The 16436-nt window shown below is 37.6% G+C and carries 17 protein-coding genes; 5 read left to right on the top strand and 12 right to left on the bottom strand.

The features are described 5' to 3' along the window. Positions 1–138: 138 nt before the first annotated feature. Entirely contained in the window at positions 139–366 is a 228-nt protein-coding gene (locus ACWICE_RS10135) for a hypothetical protein (RefSeq protein WP_454298285.1), read from the top strand. Positions 367–382: 16 nt separating this feature from the next. Here ACWICE_RS10135 and ACWICE_RS10130 read toward each other — a convergent pair whose 3' ends face one another. Next, complete coding sequence (locus ACWICE_RS10130) at positions 383–736, bottom strand: DUF3024 domain-containing protein (protein WP_454298284.1); 354 nt, start codon at positions 734–736, stop codon at positions 383–385. Next, positions 736–1362: a metallophosphatase domain-containing protein gene (locus tag ACWICE_RS10125; protein WP_454298283.1), complete on the bottom strand. Its 627-nt coding sequence runs from the start codon at positions 1360–1362 to the stop codon at positions 736–738. The genes ACWICE_RS10130 and ACWICE_RS10125 overlap by 1 nt, the downstream gene beginning before the upstream one ends. Before the next feature lie 282 nt (positions 1363–1644). Here ACWICE_RS10125 and ACWICE_RS10120 point away from each other — a divergent pair, with 282 nt between their 5' ends. The 3 genes from ACWICE_RS10120 to ACWICE_RS10110 all read left to right on the top strand — a co-directional run bounded on the left by ACWICE_RS10120 (position 1645) and on the right by ACWICE_RS10110 (position 3277). Continuing rightward, positions 1645–2100 carry a hypothetical protein gene (locus ACWICE_RS10120; protein WP_454298282.1) on the top strand — a complete coding sequence of 152 codons (456 nt, stop codon included), beginning with the start codon at positions 1645–1647 and terminating at the stop codon, positions 2098–2100. 161 nt (positions 2101–2261) lie between these two features. After that, positions 2262–2642: a hypothetical protein gene (locus ACWICE_RS10115; protein ID WP_454298281.1), complete on the top strand. Its 381-nt coding sequence runs from the start codon at positions 2262–2264 to the stop codon at positions 2640–2642. Between the two features lie 77 nt (positions 2643–2719). Continuing rightward, positions 2720–3277, top strand: a complete 558-nt coding sequence (locus ACWICE_RS10110; RefSeq protein WP_454298280.1) for a hypothetical protein — start codon at positions 2720–2722, stop codon at positions 3275–3277. 17 nt (positions 3278–3294) lie between these two features. Here ACWICE_RS10110 and ACWICE_RS10105 read toward each other — a convergent pair whose 3' ends face one another. The 9 genes from ACWICE_RS10105 to mnmE all read right to left on the bottom strand — a co-directional run bounded on the left by ACWICE_RS10105 (position 3295) and on the right by mnmE (position 10607). Continuing rightward, on the bottom strand, positions 3295–3687 hold the full coding sequence (locus tag ACWICE_RS10105) for a hypothetical protein (protein ID WP_454298279.1): 393 nt from the start codon (positions 3685–3687) through the stop codon (positions 3295–3297). Between the two features lie 315 nt (positions 3688–4002). Next, positions 4003–4371: a plasmid mobilization protein gene (locus tag ACWICE_RS10100; RefSeq protein WP_454298278.1), complete on the bottom strand. Its 369-nt coding sequence runs from the start codon at positions 4369–4371 to the stop codon at positions 4003–4005. 135 nt (positions 4372–4506) lie between these two features. After that, entirely contained in the window at positions 4507–5373 is an 867-nt protein-coding gene (locus tag ACWICE_RS10095; RefSeq protein WP_454298277.1) for a toprim domain-containing protein, read from the bottom strand. A 109-nt stretch (positions 5374–5482) separates the two neighbouring features. After that, positions 5483–6655, bottom strand: a complete 1173-nt coding sequence (locus tag ACWICE_RS10090) for a VapE domain-containing protein (RefSeq protein WP_454298276.1) — start codon at positions 6653–6655, stop codon at positions 5483–5485. Positions 6656–6757: 102 nt separating this feature from the next. Further along, positions 6758–7066: a helix-turn-helix transcriptional regulator gene (locus ACWICE_RS10085; RefSeq protein ID WP_454298275.1), complete on the bottom strand. Its 309-nt coding sequence runs from the start codon at positions 7064–7066 to the stop codon at positions 6758–6760. Positions 7067–7179: 113 nt separating this feature from the next. Further along, positions 7180–7392: a hypothetical protein gene (locus ACWICE_RS10080; protein ID WP_454298274.1), complete on the bottom strand. Its 213-nt coding sequence runs from the start codon at positions 7390–7392 to the stop codon at positions 7180–7182. Positions 7393–7397: 5 nt separating this feature from the next. After that, on the bottom strand, positions 7398–7940 hold the full coding sequence (locus tag ACWICE_RS10075; protein WP_454298273.1) for a hypothetical protein: 543 nt from the start codon (positions 7938–7940) through the stop codon (positions 7398–7400). Positions 7941–7943: 3 nt separating this feature from the next. Next, positions 7944–9068, bottom strand: coding sequence for a tyrosine-type recombinase/integrase (locus ACWICE_RS10070; protein WP_454298272.1), 1125 nt, complete (start codon positions 9066–9068; stop codon positions 7944–7946). A gap of 162 nt (positions 9069–9230) precedes the next feature. Beyond that, a complete protein-coding gene (gene mnmE, locus ACWICE_RS10065) occupies positions 9231–10607 on the bottom strand; it encodes a tRNA uridine-5-carboxymethylaminomethyl(34) synthesis GTPase MnmE (protein WP_454298271.1) in 1377 nt (458 codons plus the stop codon). A gap of 418 nt (positions 10608–11025) precedes the next feature. Here mnmE and ACWICE_RS10060 point away from each other — a divergent pair, with 418 nt between their 5' ends. Further along, positions 11026–12255 (top strand): MFS transporter, encoded by a 1230-nt coding sequence (locus ACWICE_RS10060; RefSeq protein ID WP_454298270.1) that lies wholly within the window; start codon positions 11026–11028, stop codon positions 12253–12255. A gap of 1222 nt (positions 12256–13477) precedes the next feature. Here the strand turns inward: ACWICE_RS10060 and ACWICE_RS10055 are convergent. Beyond that, positions 13478–16138 (bottom strand): DUF5916 domain-containing protein, encoded by a 2661-nt coding sequence (locus tag ACWICE_RS10055; RefSeq protein ID WP_454298269.1) that lies wholly within the window; start codon positions 16136–16138, stop codon positions 13478–13480. Positions 16139–16436: the final 298 nt, after the last annotated feature.

The following is a 16436-nucleotide window of genomic DNA, read 5'->3' as shown; positions in this document are numbered from 1 at the left end:
TCCAAACCGCTTTCAGGAAATTCTTTTCTTCCGTTGTTCATTTCTATGTTATTATGCCAAACAAGTATACAAAATTAATCAATGTACATTTTCATCTCGACAGTGGAGATTATTATATTTACAGCAAACAATTAAATCATGTCAAGATCAATACGAAAAACTAGAATATTTGGATATACAACGGCAGAAACCGAGAAACAAGATAAAAGACGATGGAATAGAGTTTTTAGGAAAGTTTCTAAAAATCTGATCCGCTTAGAAAAAGAGGCACCAGTTAAAATCCAAGGTGTAACTAGTGTTTGGGATGGGGCAAAAGATGAAAAGCAGTACTATCATCGGGCTTCCAAAAAAGATATGAGGAAATAGTTTTTTCTTGTTCTTATCACCCGAAAAAATAGCCATAACCATCATGATTTATTTCTGTTAGCATTTCTTGTAAATTATTGGCTTCAGGTTTTGGCTCATAAGCTTCCCATTTACCCGATCCACGCATCCAGTAGAGTTTCCATAATTTAGAAGATTTCACAAAGCGAAGCTTCGCAAAGGGAAGTTCTAAAATACTTGCAGGATTATTCCACTGCGGTCTGATCTCAAACAATAAAGCCGTTTGTCCATCCCAAGAATAACCAAAATCCAGTTGCTTATGCACCTCTTCATCTTTTGGTCTTTTGGCATCGACGAAACTCTTTAACTGAACTTCAATCATTGATATAGGTTCTTTTTTATCTATCCTCATTACAAATCTATAACTATTGGCTTGTTCTTCATCTCATACCAGTCATCCAATACGCTCGCGTTTACAAAAGTAGTTTCTGCTTTCGTCAAGTTTCCGTATTCCTCGTGAATATGTCCAAAAATATGGTATTTGGGCTTTACCTGATAAACCCGCAAAAGCAATTCTTCACATCCCGTTTGTTTTCCATAAACCGTTTCATCCAGAATGCCAAAAGGTGGACCATTCGTAATCAAAATATCAATATCATCGGGTATCAAATCCCAATGTTGTTTAATTTTCGTCCCACGTTCACGATTAAATGCCCAATTGTTGAACCACGGGGTAATGGGAGATCCCCAAAATTTGATTCCATTTATCTCTACACCAGAATCATTTAGGTATATTATCTTATTGGGAATTAAATCATTTATTTCATCAGGATCTGCCTGTTCAAAATAGAAATCATGATTTCCTGCAACGAAGATTTTGTACGTGTGCCTTTGTTCAGCAAACCATTCCAGAAAATCGATGACCTGTTCTTTTTTACCACCTCGAGTCACATCACCAGCGTGAATAAGAATGTCACCATCGGGAATTTTTTTATCTCGATGTTTACCATGTGTATCTGAAATAGCTACAATTTGCATATCCAAATTTATGGATTCTACATGCTAAATAATGAAAAAAAACCTCAATATCTCCTTAAATCCGTATATTTATGCCATTAAATTATTGAACAAAACAGCGTAAGCTGATTAGTTGGTTACAGAAAACTGCGAATCTTCTCATAACCCAAAACTAGTCAGACTTACGCCCGTGCCTCATATGGGCGTGGGCTAAGTCTTTCTGGGTTAGGGTTCTTCGCAGTACCTCTGTAACGGATTGATTTTAGTTTCACGCCTTTTTTTGTTTCTCAAACAATTTACAGTATGGCACAACCTCGTTTTTACTTCAAAAACAAAAAATCAGTACTAAATGGTTTATCAAATCAAGAGATTGAATTAGCAATCGCTCTATATCGACGAAAAGAATCAATTGAACAGATTGAGCTACAACTCAACATTAAAGCAGAAATAAAGCGGATAAATCTCTATAAACATTTACCATACGAACGATCAGCCAATAAATGCCCTTGTGGAGATACACTTTATTATAAAATTCCAGCAAATACAATTCAACCCAGACAACATGTTCAATGCCTTTCTTGTGGTCATTATGAAGCACCTTGGTGTCCTTGTAATGCATGTGTACAGTATAGGAATTTAAGACGTGAAGAGGGTATGAAAGAATTTTTCACTCGCATGACAGAGCATCTGTTTCCAGAAGGAAAGGTATATGATGATCCTTTCGAAGGCAATAAAAAAAATACTAAAACATTTAAATAAATCCGTATTAAAATATTTTAATATTAAAATTAACAAATATTCATATGAACTGTTTTAATCACCCTACTTTAGTTGCTGTTGGAAGCTGTCAAGACTGTAAAAAAGGATTGTGTTTATCATGTATTTCAAAATACACGATTCCTATTTGTTCACCGTGCAATATGAACAGAGCAAAGGGTGAAAAGTCGAAAATCGTGAATGAATTATTTTTATCATTATTCGTAGGACTGTTGTTCGTTGCTTTTTCTATTTTTACCATTGTTAAAACATCGAGTGGAAATGGCGATTATGGTGTCAAAGCCCATTTTATAAACGCAATTGTGATATTTATCATGTTTTACGCAGGGGCATCATTGGTTGCAGGATGGAAAGAATTAAATTCTTTCACTTCGCGGTTTTTCTTGTTTCTTCCTATAGTAGGATGGGTCATATACTTTTTTATAAAACTATCCATCGCAGCCATGATCGGCTCTATTTTTTTACCCATCAGATTGTTTAAAAACTTTAAAAGACTTAATCAATTGAAAAAAATTCCTTATTAAAGAAATATCTAAATCATTTCTTTAATAAGGAATTTTTAAATTGAACCGAATATATTTACAATTCTTAAATTAATGATATGACAAAAATAAGCTATAAGGGTAGCCATAAAGAGTTTATCAAAGAGCTGTTTGCGACTGATTTCATCAGATCATCTGAATTAACGTCTACTTCTTTTATCGAGCAGTTGTTAAACAAGATTGCTACTAAAAAAAGAAATAAAGGATTCATTTATCCAACAGATTTGTTTAGTAGATTAAATAATGCCTGTGGTGATACTAATCCTGATTTAGATTATGAAATATTTCTGCACATCAATAGTTTTAATCTGTCGTCCCAAACTATTCTCTCCCTATTGATTTCTGATCTTTTAAGTTCTAATGAACAATCACTGAAAAAGAACTTGGGGTCGTTTTCCGAAGAGGATGAAGAAATGAACGGACTTACAATAGAAGAGCTTTTTTTAATCCAGCATGACTCACTTCCATGCTACTTATTCAAAAAAATCACATATATGATTTATAATTTTGCTAGTGAATTTGATATCTCTGATGGTCGAATCGATTTTGAAACATATAATGACAAAATTAAATACTATTCAAACTTAGAATTATATAATGAACAAAATTACTTTTAAAATATATGTATTCCACCTTACCTCCGCTTTTTAAAAATAGGTAGAATATATAGTTTAATTAGTAAAAAAACCACATACCCGATTGCCGCTAAAATTACTAAAGAATATAAAGTCAGGATCGTTTCAAAACTTGTTAATGCTAATAGACCAATTGAGAAACCACCGATTCCGACAATATACATACTACTCTTACGGCCAATCCAATAGGATAAATAAAAAAACGCACCTACAATTCCAATTATTGGCATTACATAGAGCGCTGCTGAATTTTTCAATTCTTCTGGATAATTAGGGATATATAACAACTTATACAAAATCATTATGATAGCAAAGTTAAACGCTACCTTAAACAAAAATCCATACAGTCGCGCAGATGATTTGTAATGTACCTCATCATCGTAATAACTCATCTTATTTTATTGAAATTTAAAACTTATAAAGTTTACTCGCTCCATAACGTAACAATCTCAGTTCCCATATCAGAGGGGACAAATTTAAGTTTTGAAAGCTTGCCTGTATTCACGTTTTGACCGTACCACTCGTCATCTGCGCAATCCATTGTTTGAAAAATCATAGGAACGTTAGTTTTTCTGTAACGTTCGATTATTCCATCCCGAATCTGAGCTAATAATTTTATTTTTTCCTGGTTCATATCTTAAATATCGGTAGATATCATAATTAATCAAAATAAAATTATTATTACTAGATTAAATTAAAAACAACCGCTAATCGTCATCATTATAAATGAATCTATTCAAATCAATTGCAAATTTATACAATAATTTCATCATCATATTTAATTCATCAAGTGCTAAATCATTCGAAATACCTTGAGAATGTACCGCTTTAGTAATTTGATTAATATTATTGCCTACCTTATTAATTTGATAATTGAATTCCTTTAACTCAGTTTTTAAGTCTTTAGAAACTAAAAAATTTTCAGATGAACTAACTTCAAGTAACAACTTAAACCGAGCAAAATCGGACATTTTATTATATCCAAATTCCTTAAACTCTTTTCTCAATTTTTCAAACTCGATATCACTCAGTCTAAAGGCAACCCTATGAGGTCGCAAATTTTTATTTGTTATCATACGCTATAAAATTAACGGAACGGCGATTTTATCTTCTTCCAAAATCGTCATTTTGGCAAGGTCGTTTTATAGAAAGAAATTGCGTCAGCAAATTTGTTCGACAAAACGTATACCTTGCAGCGTTCAAAACGCTATTCATTTTTGATCTAATAGAAAATCGTTCAAATCCTTATATACATTAAAACGATATCTCATATCTGAAAATTTAACTCCTATACTTTTTGAAATTTGGCGTAGTTTATTGGTAGCCATATCGCCTGCTTTATCATTATCAAGGCACCCTATAATATGCTGTTTAGAAAGTAGAAGCTCAGATGTCATTTTGATGTTATTAACGGAATTCAAAATACAGTAGTCCAGCTCGTATTCCTGGTCAGGAAATAACATTAGAAAACTTAAAAAATCTATAATTCCTTCAAAGCAAACAATAGCTTTTGTGTTTGGGTTCTCAAATATTGTTATTCCCTGTTTGGTTGCACATTTGAATCCAGCAGAAAACAGGTTATATCCATCAAGCTGATTTTTTGCGCCAAGATTCCAATATATCTTATCATGAACCGTATACTGGTAAGCCTTTAAATACCTCGATGCTACTTCTATATCAATTTTTCGATTATAATGCAAATACCTACACAGTCCCGGATGATTCAATATAGATTCCCATTTGATTATATTAAGGATAGGATAATTTTCCAATTTCACCTTTGAAAAAAGTGCCGGCTGGTGAAAAGAAAAATCACCACAATTGAATTTTCTGACTATTTCTTTAACCGTCAATTCAGGATAAATTACTAATATTAGATCAATTAATGTCCCTCCAGTGTTATTTAAGGAATAATCAACCCAAAGATTACTTGCTGAAACTTTAAGACTTCCCGTTCGTTGATTTGGGTTAATAACTGATTTATACATCAAATACCCATTGCATTTACGCTCAGGTAAAATCGATATAGATTTTAAAAATTCAGGTATTGGTATTGAATTTATATCTTTTGTCCTCATAATTGCCACTTAATTTTATGTAGTCATGTAGTCAGTAGAATATTTTTTACTGACTACACAAAAAACACCATTTAAATCTTGTTAAAACATCCTTTTAATGTAATTGTAGTCATGTAGTCAGTAAATATTTAATAAAGTATACACGTCTAGAATCTGTGATTAGTTCTCCTAGAGAATTCATGTGATTTCTGCGATTTATGGCAACAAACCCTAAAGAACGTAATGCTTGCCCAATCTTCTTATCAGAATATTTCTGATATGTCTTATTTTGAAGGTCTAATAGAATCTCTGAAGACATTAAGACCGCATGATGATCTTCTTCAGTTCCTGGAGCATAATATTTAGATAGCATTTCGTACTCAATTGAATGCGTCTTGTATCGAGTATTGTAGTTTTCATTTTGTTTTATCTCATCTTTTGAAACCTCACATTCAAAACCTTTGATGTATAACTCATATGCTTCACCCCAAACAAGATCTATGTCTATTTCTTTCGAATATGACCAATCGATTTCAGTCACATCGAAACATATCCATCGAACAGTAGCATCAGCTGTTAAAAAAGAATAAGTATCAGTCGTGCCGATGAAGGAGATACGTCGAGGAGTCATTTTAGGATTTGCTGCATAAGGACGCCTTACATTAACGTGTAATCTTGACATAGAGGATTTGAATTCTTCTAGATCAGTATTCTTCATGTTACCCAAATCATCTAAAATGCAAAGTAGATTTGCTGACAAAGCAATATCCATGTCATTGCCTAATCGGGGATTTTCGATATAATAACTTTTAAGTTGACTTGGAACTAAAAATCGAGTGAACGAAGATTTACCTAAATTTTGTTTTCCTGAAGAAACAAGTACTATCGCGTTTTTATTAAAGTAGTTTTCACATAATGCACACTTCACAACGCGGCATGCCCATTTCATAAACTGAACAATAAATCGATATTGATCTTCAGTTTTTACATAATCTAGAAATTTACGTATATATTCAGTTTGATTAGATTCAAGATACTTTTTGTGACACGCCTTAAAATACGCTTGAAAAGGGTCGTATCTGTCGATCTTATTAGATTTTAAAAATGTAACAACATCATTATTGGATGCTGCTATTTTTCGTGATTGTAATTCAATAACTAAATCATTTTCATTAGCTTCTGCATACTCATGCTGATTCTTCGGTTTGACCTCAATTATATTTTGAATAATATTATACCGGAAGTCATAATACTCACGTAGTTCTCTAATAACGCGGATTAATTTTAATTCATTAGTATTCATAATAGAAATTCTTATGTTAAAAATTTGATTAACAATGGAATTCCTGTATTTTTGTATTGTCAGATACAGAAAAAGAAATTCCAAGAGGATAAGCAGAATTGCTTATCCTTTTTTTCTTCTCCTATTATTTGTTCCAATATAATTAAAGGCATCTTGCGTGGATTGAGAAGTAGTTTTATATTCACCTCCTAACAACCACTGATCAATTGCTTTTTTTTCGAAAAATAATTTTGAACCACCACTTTTGTTATGGTGAAATGGTATCAACGATTTCCTTACTAATTGATATATATAACTAGGCTTGTACCCGGAGTATACCGCTAGCTCCTCAACAGTAAGAATTGATTTAAAACCTAAAAGATAATTTTCTAATCGGTCTAATTTTTCTAAGATTAATTCGTTTTTTTCCATGATGTGCTTTGTTTCTTAAATTCCTGAATACCTCATCAGGTCAAACAAAGAAATATGGAATAGTAATAAAATCAGGTCGTAAGTTAAGTTCTTAACCAAATTAACCTGAATTCTTAACTGTATTTTGGTGATGATATAAAAATTGATTCTATTATATTCTGGTCACGCGCGTAATAATTCTTTTTTTCGGCTAACATTTTTCTTTTTGCCCTAGAAACTGATGCTTGAAGAGCCGGAAGATTGATGTCACCTTTAAAATCTGTAAATATTCTTAAAAAGAAATTCCAAGGTAATTTTGAAGTTCTTGGTATTATACTTTCAAACATCACATTTATTTGAAGATAGTCCATCTGCAAAAAAAAAGAGATTTTTGGGGCAAAATTCCATTCAATAAAATGTATATAAATTGTATTTCCATTTCCTTTTGGATAGTAATATCATCATAAATTAAATATCCATTGGAAACTAAGCTTCTAAAAATAATTGCAGATTCTTCATGCGTATAATTAGATTTGAAGTCAGAATTTATTCTGCTTAGTTTTTTCTTAACAGCTGGTATAAATCTAGTTTCAAAAATATTACGCCATGTCAAATAAAACACTATTCCAAAAAATAGAATTGCGCTGAAATAGAAACTAGAAATAAATGGGGATAAAAAAGCATCTTTCAATTGCATAAAAGCAACTAAAGAAAGGCCAATAGTTATAATATGGAAAAACATCCTTGGTTTTTCTAATTTTGATTCAAACTGGGAAAAACCTTCGTCAAACATAAATCTTGTAAACCATAAAAACCAATGCAAACAAGCTCTAAGAATTTGGTAAGCAACAATAGCAGCTGAAATATAATAAATTACGTTTAATAATGTATTCATATTTTAAAAATTAAGTTCTGGAATTATATAAGCAGATTCACGCATCTTTCTATCAGCGATTTTTGCATAAATCTGTGTCGTCCTGATAATTTTGTGCCCAAGACGTTTTTGCACTGTATACAAATCAGCTCCATTTTCGAGAAGTAAAACTGCGTTGGTATGTCTTGCTGAGTGAAAGGTAATATGTCGCTGTGTGCCAGAATGTAAAACCCATTTAGCTAATTCATTATTATTGGTAGCACTGTATTTCAAACCTTTAAAAACTCTTTCGTGTGCTTCACCTCTTTTACCTAATAATTCTCGTGCTTGCTTTGATATATATAGATATTCAACACCTTCTGTCTTCTCTTGTCTAAAATTAACCCTATAGACATTATCACCTTCATCCCTTACCTCAGCCCAAGCTAGTTTATTGCAATCTGACCATCTTAAACCTGTAAGACAAGAGAAAATAAATGCTGATTTAAGAATGGGGTATTTACAAGGTGTGTTTACTAACTTCTGTAACTCTTCAAAAGTTAGATATTCTCGTTGCGTCTCAGCCATATCAAAACTCTTAAGCTCATCAGCAAAATTGTGAGTTAAATAACCCTCCTTCCAAGCTAACCTTAAACATGCTTTGAATTTATTGAAATAGGAATACTTAGTATTCGCCGAAATGAATAAATTACTTTTAGTCTTAGCTTCCTTATCAAAGTATTTTCTTACGTTATTACAGAACGTTTCATTAACCTCATCAAAAACAAAATTTTTACTTATTATTTTCTCTAAATGTGCCAAAGTAGATATCCATGTATCATAGGTTGAACCACCTTTCTCTTTTGCTTTTTCAAGAAAATAATCCAAGAATTGTTTCTTCGCTTTAAAATTATTTTTAATTCCATATTTACCTTGAGCAAAATCAGCTTTACGAATGGCTACGATATTTTCAGCAAGTTCTTTGTCCTCTTTATTTTTTTTCTTTTCAATAGCTGTCTTAGCATATGGATTAAAGTAGAGTTTTAAATACTCAAAATCTCTCAGATGAATTCTCTTACCATCTTCTCCAACAATCGAACCTTTATAATATTCAATATAGTAACTGATTAATCCACTTTTAAGTTTCTTCTCTTTTAACGTTATCTTCATTTCAAAAAATATAAAAGGTGTACATATGTACACCTTTTATAACATTGAGGTGTACATGAATACACCAATATAGTAATAAAGTCAATTAAAATAAAATTAAAATCTACACAACAACCTGATATTCAAATAAAATAAAACAGAATAAACTAAAATAAAATAAATTTATTTACCGATACAAAACTTACTAAAAATATTCTCCAGCAAATCATCCGTGGTCACAGTCCCGGTAATCTCCCCAAGATGGTGCAGCGCCTGCCTGATGTCCATCGCTAGAAAATCCGAAGTAATCGGGTTGTCGATCCCATACAGCACCTTCTCCAGCGCTTCCTGCGTATGCTGCAAAGCCTCCACATGCCTAATATTCGTCAACATCACATCATCCGTATTGATATTCGAAAGATTAACCTGGTTCAGGAGTTCATCCTTCAGTTCATCGATTCCGATTTGCTGCTTGGCCGAAATATATAGCGGATTCAATACCTCATAATCCTTTTTCTGTTCTTCTGAGAGAAGATCAGACTTATTGATAATCGTCACAAATGGGATATTCAAACCTTTGACCTCATCGATCTGCTCCTGAACGGCAGAGATCTGGTCTTGGGTAGGATCGAAGAGGTAGATGATCAATCGGGCCTGCTTCATTTTCTCGCGGGTCCTTTCTACACCGATGGCTTCCACCACATCTTCCGTATGTCGAATTCCGGCGGTATCGATAAAGCGGAAAGTCACGCCATGTATATTGATCTCATCTTCGATGGTATCGCGGGTCGTACCGGCGATATCGGAAACAATGGCTCTTTCCTCGTTCAACAGGGCATTCAATAGGGTAGACTTGCCTACATTCGGTTTTCCGGCAATTACCACTGGAACACCGTTCTTCAGCACATTTCCTTGTTCAAAGGAACGGATCAGTTTGGCAATGACCGAGTGGATCTGTTGGATCAAGGCTTTCAGCTGGTCACGATTGGCAAATTCCACATCTTCCTCCGCGAAATCAAGTTCCAATTCGATCAGGGATGCGAAATGTACAAGGTCTTCACGTAATTGCTTAAGCTGATTGGAGAATCCACCGCGCATCTGCTGCATGGCGATCTGATGGGATGCTGCCGAATTGGAAGCAATCAGGTCTGCAACCGCTTCTGCTTGGGATAGGTCCATTCCACCATTCAGGAAAGCCCTTAAGGTAAATTCACCGGCACGCGCCGCTCGAGCACCTTTCTTGATCAGAAGGGTGATAATGCGTTCGATGATATAGGCCGAATTATGGGTCGATATTTCAATGGTATCCTCCTTGGTATAGGAGTTAGGCCCCACAAAGAGGGTCACCAAAACCTCATCGATGATATGTTCGCCATCGCGGATGGTTCCAAAATGCACGGTATGCGAAGCTTGTTTCGTCAAATCCTTACCTTTGAAAACCTCATTGACCAAGCTAATGGCCTTGGAGCCCGATAGACGGATCACTGCAATTGCGCCATTGGCCCCTGGAGAGGTCGCCAAAGCGATAATAGTATCTTGTGAAATTAACCCTTTTGACATATCGCAAAGATAAGAATAGTCGTGAGTATTTGGAATGGAGCATAAGCTTCCTTGATGGAAACATAATTAAAAGTTTTAGAGATCCTAAGTCTGCAATTGGTTTTTACATTGTTCTGAAACCAAAAAACGTATTGCTAGTTCTATCGGGATTCAGCTTGGTCTCATTCGAGACATATTTCGAAATTTTCGAATATGTCTCGAATAAGGGTAAAGCAAGACTCGAAGAGTATTCAGAAGCAACATCCAACCCAAAATTCAAGTTTTTTGCCCAGTCTTATTTATTAAAAATTTGAGGGAATATTGAAGGTCGGGAAATAGATTGTCAAAATTTCAATACGGAAATGCAAGTGCTCGATGCAATCCCTACCTTTGCTCGGCTTAGAAGATTATTACACATATTTAGCCGAGCATTTTTTATATGGAAGAATCCACTAAAGCACCGCTTTCTGCGTACCAGAAATTGGTGATTTTCATACTAGCTTTTACCCAATTTACCGTTGTCCTGGATTTTATGATCATGTCTCCAATGGGGGATATGCTGATGAAAGCGATCGACCTAAAGCCTTCTGAATTTGGTGTGGCCGTTTCTGCCTACGCCTTCAGTGCCGGAATTTCAGGACTCCTGACTGCAGGATTTGCCGATCGTTTCGATCGTAAGAAGCTGCTGCTCTTTTTCTATACGGGTTTTATCATCGGAACTTTTCTCTGCGGTTTTTCGACCAGTTATCCCATGTTGGTGGCTGCTCGAATAGTGACCGGTCTGTTCGGTGGAGTGATCGGTTCCATTTCCATGGCGATTATCACCGATGTTTTCACCTTGGACCAGCGAGGTCGGGTGATGGGATTTGTGCAGATGGGTTTCGGAGCCAGTCAAGTCCTTGGGATTCCAATCGGACTCTATATCGGTAATGCCTGGGGTTGGCAAAGTGCTTTCCTGATGATTGCCATCGTAGCGGTCCTGATTGCCGTATTGATCTTCCTGAAATTAAAACCTATTACCGAACATATCGGGTTGCAGAAGAAACAATCTGCCCTGCAGCACCTATGGGGGACCTTTACACGCAAAGAATATAGGATCGGCTTTATGGCGACAGCATTACTCTCCGTTGGAGGTTTTATGATGATGCCATTCAGCAGTGTTTTCGCCGTGAACAACCTACATGTAACCCACGAACAACTGCCACAGCTGTTTATGATCTCCGGAATTGCCTCTCTTTTGATTATGCCAATGGTCGGTATGCTCAGCGACCGATTTGACAAATACAAGATCTTTGCCATCGCGACCACCTGGATGATGATCATGGTCTTGATCTATACCTCTTTAGGTCCGACAGCCTTCCCGATCGTGGTCGTATTGAACATCTTGATGATGATGGGGATCTTAAGCCGCGTAACGCCTTCTTCAGCCTTGGTGTCCGCAGTCCCTGAAAAAGAAGACCGTGGCGCCTTTATGAGCGTCAGCGCATCCCTGCAACAGATGTCGGGTGGGATAGGAGCCATTATTGCCGGCCTGATCATCGTACAACAAACCAACGATAGCCCAATCGAACATTATACAACCCTTGGTTATATTGTAGTTGTGATCAGTATAATTACGCTGGTTATGATGTATGGGGTGAGTAGGTATGTCAGGAATAAGAGTATTTAGTATTTAGTATTTAGTATTTAGTATTTAGACGGTTGAACCAGGATGAAAAGGATGGGAGGATAGACCAAGATCTGGAAGGAACCAGGATTAAATGGATGGGAGGATGGGCCAAGAACTGGGCATGAACCAGGATTAATGGGATGGGAGGATAGGCCAAGATCAATTTGTCGCTGGAAAGTCCCCGATACTGTAGGGGCGAATGGCATTCGCCCGCCACATACAAACTTGAAATAATTTCTCCCTTTAGGGTGAATAAAACCTTAATATATCTCTTTAATCGATAAAAAATGGTTTCCTCATCTTCGATAGCGGAATGATAACCATCTCAAATAAATAAAATAAAAATAGATTCTTCGTTTTACTCTGAATCCCTCTTTAATACATTATGATTCTGAACGAACAGTTAAGAATCTGTACGGTTCTCCCCAAACAGGTCTTGTCATGCTGTACCGAAGGTACAGGAACTGTACGCCAATACAAATTATTGCAGATTGAAGAGAAGAACTGTGCGCCAATGCTCTCTTTTATGTGTTCAAAGGGATTTTGCAAGGTTCCGAGATTCTTCGTTCCTCAGAATGACCCAAAAAATTGACAAGAAGGTTTGTGGAAAAACATTTCACCCACGCTGTGGGTTGGCCGAAGAACAAATCACTCTACTACAAATATTTCACCCACGCTGTAGGTTTCTCAATACAAACATTTCCCTTCCGCAGGAAGCACTTCAGCCTCCGGCTCATTTCCAATGGCGGAAAAATGGAAAGAATGCCGATGCCCTGTGCGATGGGATTGCTAAAATAATTGAACCCTTCTAGGGTTCTTTTTTGCTAGAATTCTGCATTGTAAGTGAGTTAAGGAACATTTCTCTTCTGACGGAAGCGGGGTGGTTAATTTGCGATCCAAAAGTAACAATGGGATTGGTAGGCTTTTCGACGATCATCGATCGAAGCTGAGATGCCACTCGACCATTGGTCTTGGTCCATCCTCTCATCCCATTAATCCTGGTTCCTTACCAGATCATGGTCTATCCTCCCATCCCATTAATCCTGGTTCAAATGCATGGATGTGCGAATTCAATTCGCCCCTGCCAAACGTGATAATTTTTGCAGAATGAAATTCTGGCAATGATCCTGTTTCCTGGTTTCAACGGTTAGCAAAGCCGAGATGCCGCTCGATGATCGGTGGTTGCCATCTCGACGCCGCTCGATGAGCTTTGCAGTTGTTCCTACCAGCCGATCCAATAGTTCAGCTTCAGCATAAAGGTGTTCGTCGGAGCAATTCGCCAGATGTTATCGAGGTTGCTGCCCCAACCGGGTTGGTAAACAGGCATCCTTCCGGATCTGTTATGCTCCCAAACGAGGTAAAGGGTAGAACCGGGCAGGTATTCCCAGCGTGCTACCAAATTGGAACGGAATTCATTGAAACTGAAATTCGGATCCTTGAAGCTTCCTGCTTGTCCACCGGTGCCTACACTGTACATACCATCTGCATAGCTGATCTGCTCCGGACTGAATTCTTGGAATCGCTCAGAATAGGTTCTGGAAAGGGTATTTGTGGCGTACTTAAATCGATCGTATTGCGCTGTCGATGTAAACGGGGAGCCATAATATTGAATGGAAAGGTCAGGGGTGATGTTGCCCTGCAGCCTAAAGGTAAATCCATAGGTCTCCTGCCGCATCCTTCCCATCACATAAGTTGATTCATCAGCATTGATGCTAGGGAGATCACTGGTGCTTACATATTGCAGGTTATCCTTGTTCCAGGCATAGTTAAACTGTGTTACCAAATGTATATGGTTTCCTAAGCGGAAAGTCAGGGACGGTCTGATTTCATTGTATCTTGTTTCTCCGTCCAGGAAATGCTTGCCGTCGTAATCAACCTTGATGAAAACACGTTTTGCACGGTCGGAGTTCATGGAGAAAGTACTCGTAAAGTTCGGGTTATAGCGAAGGTCATAACCACCGCGGAGCATACGGCTGTCAACTGAGTTCCAGCTAAAGGCTTCCTTTAGGTCCATTTCTATTCTTCGCTTGATGGTCAAGCTTCTAAAACGGACTGCAAGGTTATTATCCATGGCCTTGCCACCGTAGTTCCAAACGTTCCTTTGGGTCAAGGTGATACCAGCGGCGCGGAAAGGTCCCCATGGATCGGTCTTGCGGAAAGCAAGTTCCGATTCGTTCAGTTTATAGTCGGTTTGTTTAAGGTAACCGACCTCATTTAAATCGAAACCAGGGGAAGACCAGCTAAAGGTTTCAGCATAGTTCCATTGGGCATTTCCCTTTTTCCCGGCCTTGATGTATCCGCCGGTTCCACTAAGGGAAGTGGCGTCTGGATTCATGTTGAGGTATTCGGCTCCCGATTTTCGTTGGAAGAAGTGTGTGGCATTGGTCTTTGTAGCCATTAGGGCATCCTTCGTTCCCGAAAGCGTACTGTACATGGCTTTGGTTTCCACATAATAGAGGCGATTGGAGAAATACTTGGTAAAGTCAACTCCAGCGGTAAAGGCGTCTTTAACCAAGAACTCTTCTAGATGCGGAGCATCCATCTTGCGGTTTACCGAAGTGATCATACCGCCCAAAAGGGTATTTCCGTCCCAGTTTTTCTGCACCCTCGCTACGGTATAGTTGGTCAGAGGTTCGGTTTGTATCCGTTCCTCAGCAGAACCGAGCTGGGTTACCTTTTGGGAAGTCTTGGCGGTTATGCTTTCCAATATCCCTATGGTAAGACCTTTGCGGTTTGTTCCGGTAAGTTTCATGGCACCAAGGATGGGCACGAAATCGGTGCTGCTGGCAAAGATCTGCTGATTGTCCACCAATGGGTATTGATATCGAGATCTGGAACCGATCCGGCGGGAATAGAACATCATGCCGCCTTCATTGTTGTCAAATTCCAAAATATGCTTTCCTTCCAAAAAGAAGGGTCTTTTTTCTTCATAAAATACCTCGTAGGCAGTTAGGTTCATGACAGAAGGATCCAGTTCGACCTGACCATAGTCAGGATTGATGGAAAGGTCCATGGTATAATCTGAAATGGCGAATTTAGCATCCAGACCCGCATTTGGTTTCCAGCGGTTACCATCTTGGTAGGGACTGTTTGCGATCTTCGGTTCGCGGATCAGTTTGTTCATCACATAGGGCAAGAACTCAATCCCTTTAGGTTTTGGTAGGTCCTGCATGCCATGCATGGTTCCGAAGGAGAACACATGCCCATTGTTCTTGATCGGGATCATGGACCAGTTCTGTACCTCATTATTTCGGCGGATTATCCGGCGGACATGCAATCCCCAGATACCGTCGTCGTTCTTTTGGTTGTAGCGGATCTGGTTAAAAGGGATTCTTAGTTCCGCCGTCCAGCTGGAATCGGCCAGGTCTTGATGGGTACGGCCTTCCCAAACGGCATTCCAGGAAAGGTTTACCGATAGTTTGTCGGTTACCGTAAGGTCTGTTTTATTACCACCAAGGTTGATATTGAATTCCACGGCAGCGCGGTAATCGTGGTAAGGATCGAAGGCGATACTGATCAGGTCGCCGTTGCTGTTGTCGTCCCGATTTCCGATAAAGGAGTTCATGGTCTCAGGATGGATATCCTTGCAATAAACCCCAACATAGATGTTCTTGTCATCGTAAAAGATCTTCATTTTGGTCCACGAGCCGGTATGAGCCCGTTCAAAGGGGATAACCTGGGAAAATTTCTCCGACCAGACCCCTTGGTTCTGCCAGAGGTCTTCATCCAGTTTTCCATCGACCTTAGGTTGATGTTCCGAGATTTTGGTGGCTTGGTAATCCCGTTTGTAGGCATCTTCAAAAGATACAACAGGCTTACGCTCATCTTGACAGAATGCAAAGCTTATATGGAAGAGTAAGATTAATGACAGTACGTATTTCATCGGTTGAGTTTAGGAAAACACGAGGTTTTAAATCGATCGTGCCAAATGTATTAAATTATTGATTAATAATAGGGGAAGGGATGTTTAATTTCTGTTACCTGATAGATAAAAAGAAGGGGGTGCTTGGTGTTTGAACCAGGATGTTCGGGATGTGAGGATGGACCAAGATCATTGGTAAAACGTGGCGATATAGGCTATATTTGACCACAAACCTGGTTCAAACCATCCCATCCGATCATTTTTTATTCCATGTGACATTGATTATTAATTTTTTTGTCCCTGATTATCAGTTGAATAT

The organism is Sphingobacterium sp. NPDC055346 (assembly GCF_053645235.1).
Note: the sequence above shows the minus strand (reverse complement) of the source record. Positions and strands in the feature narration are given on the sequence as shown.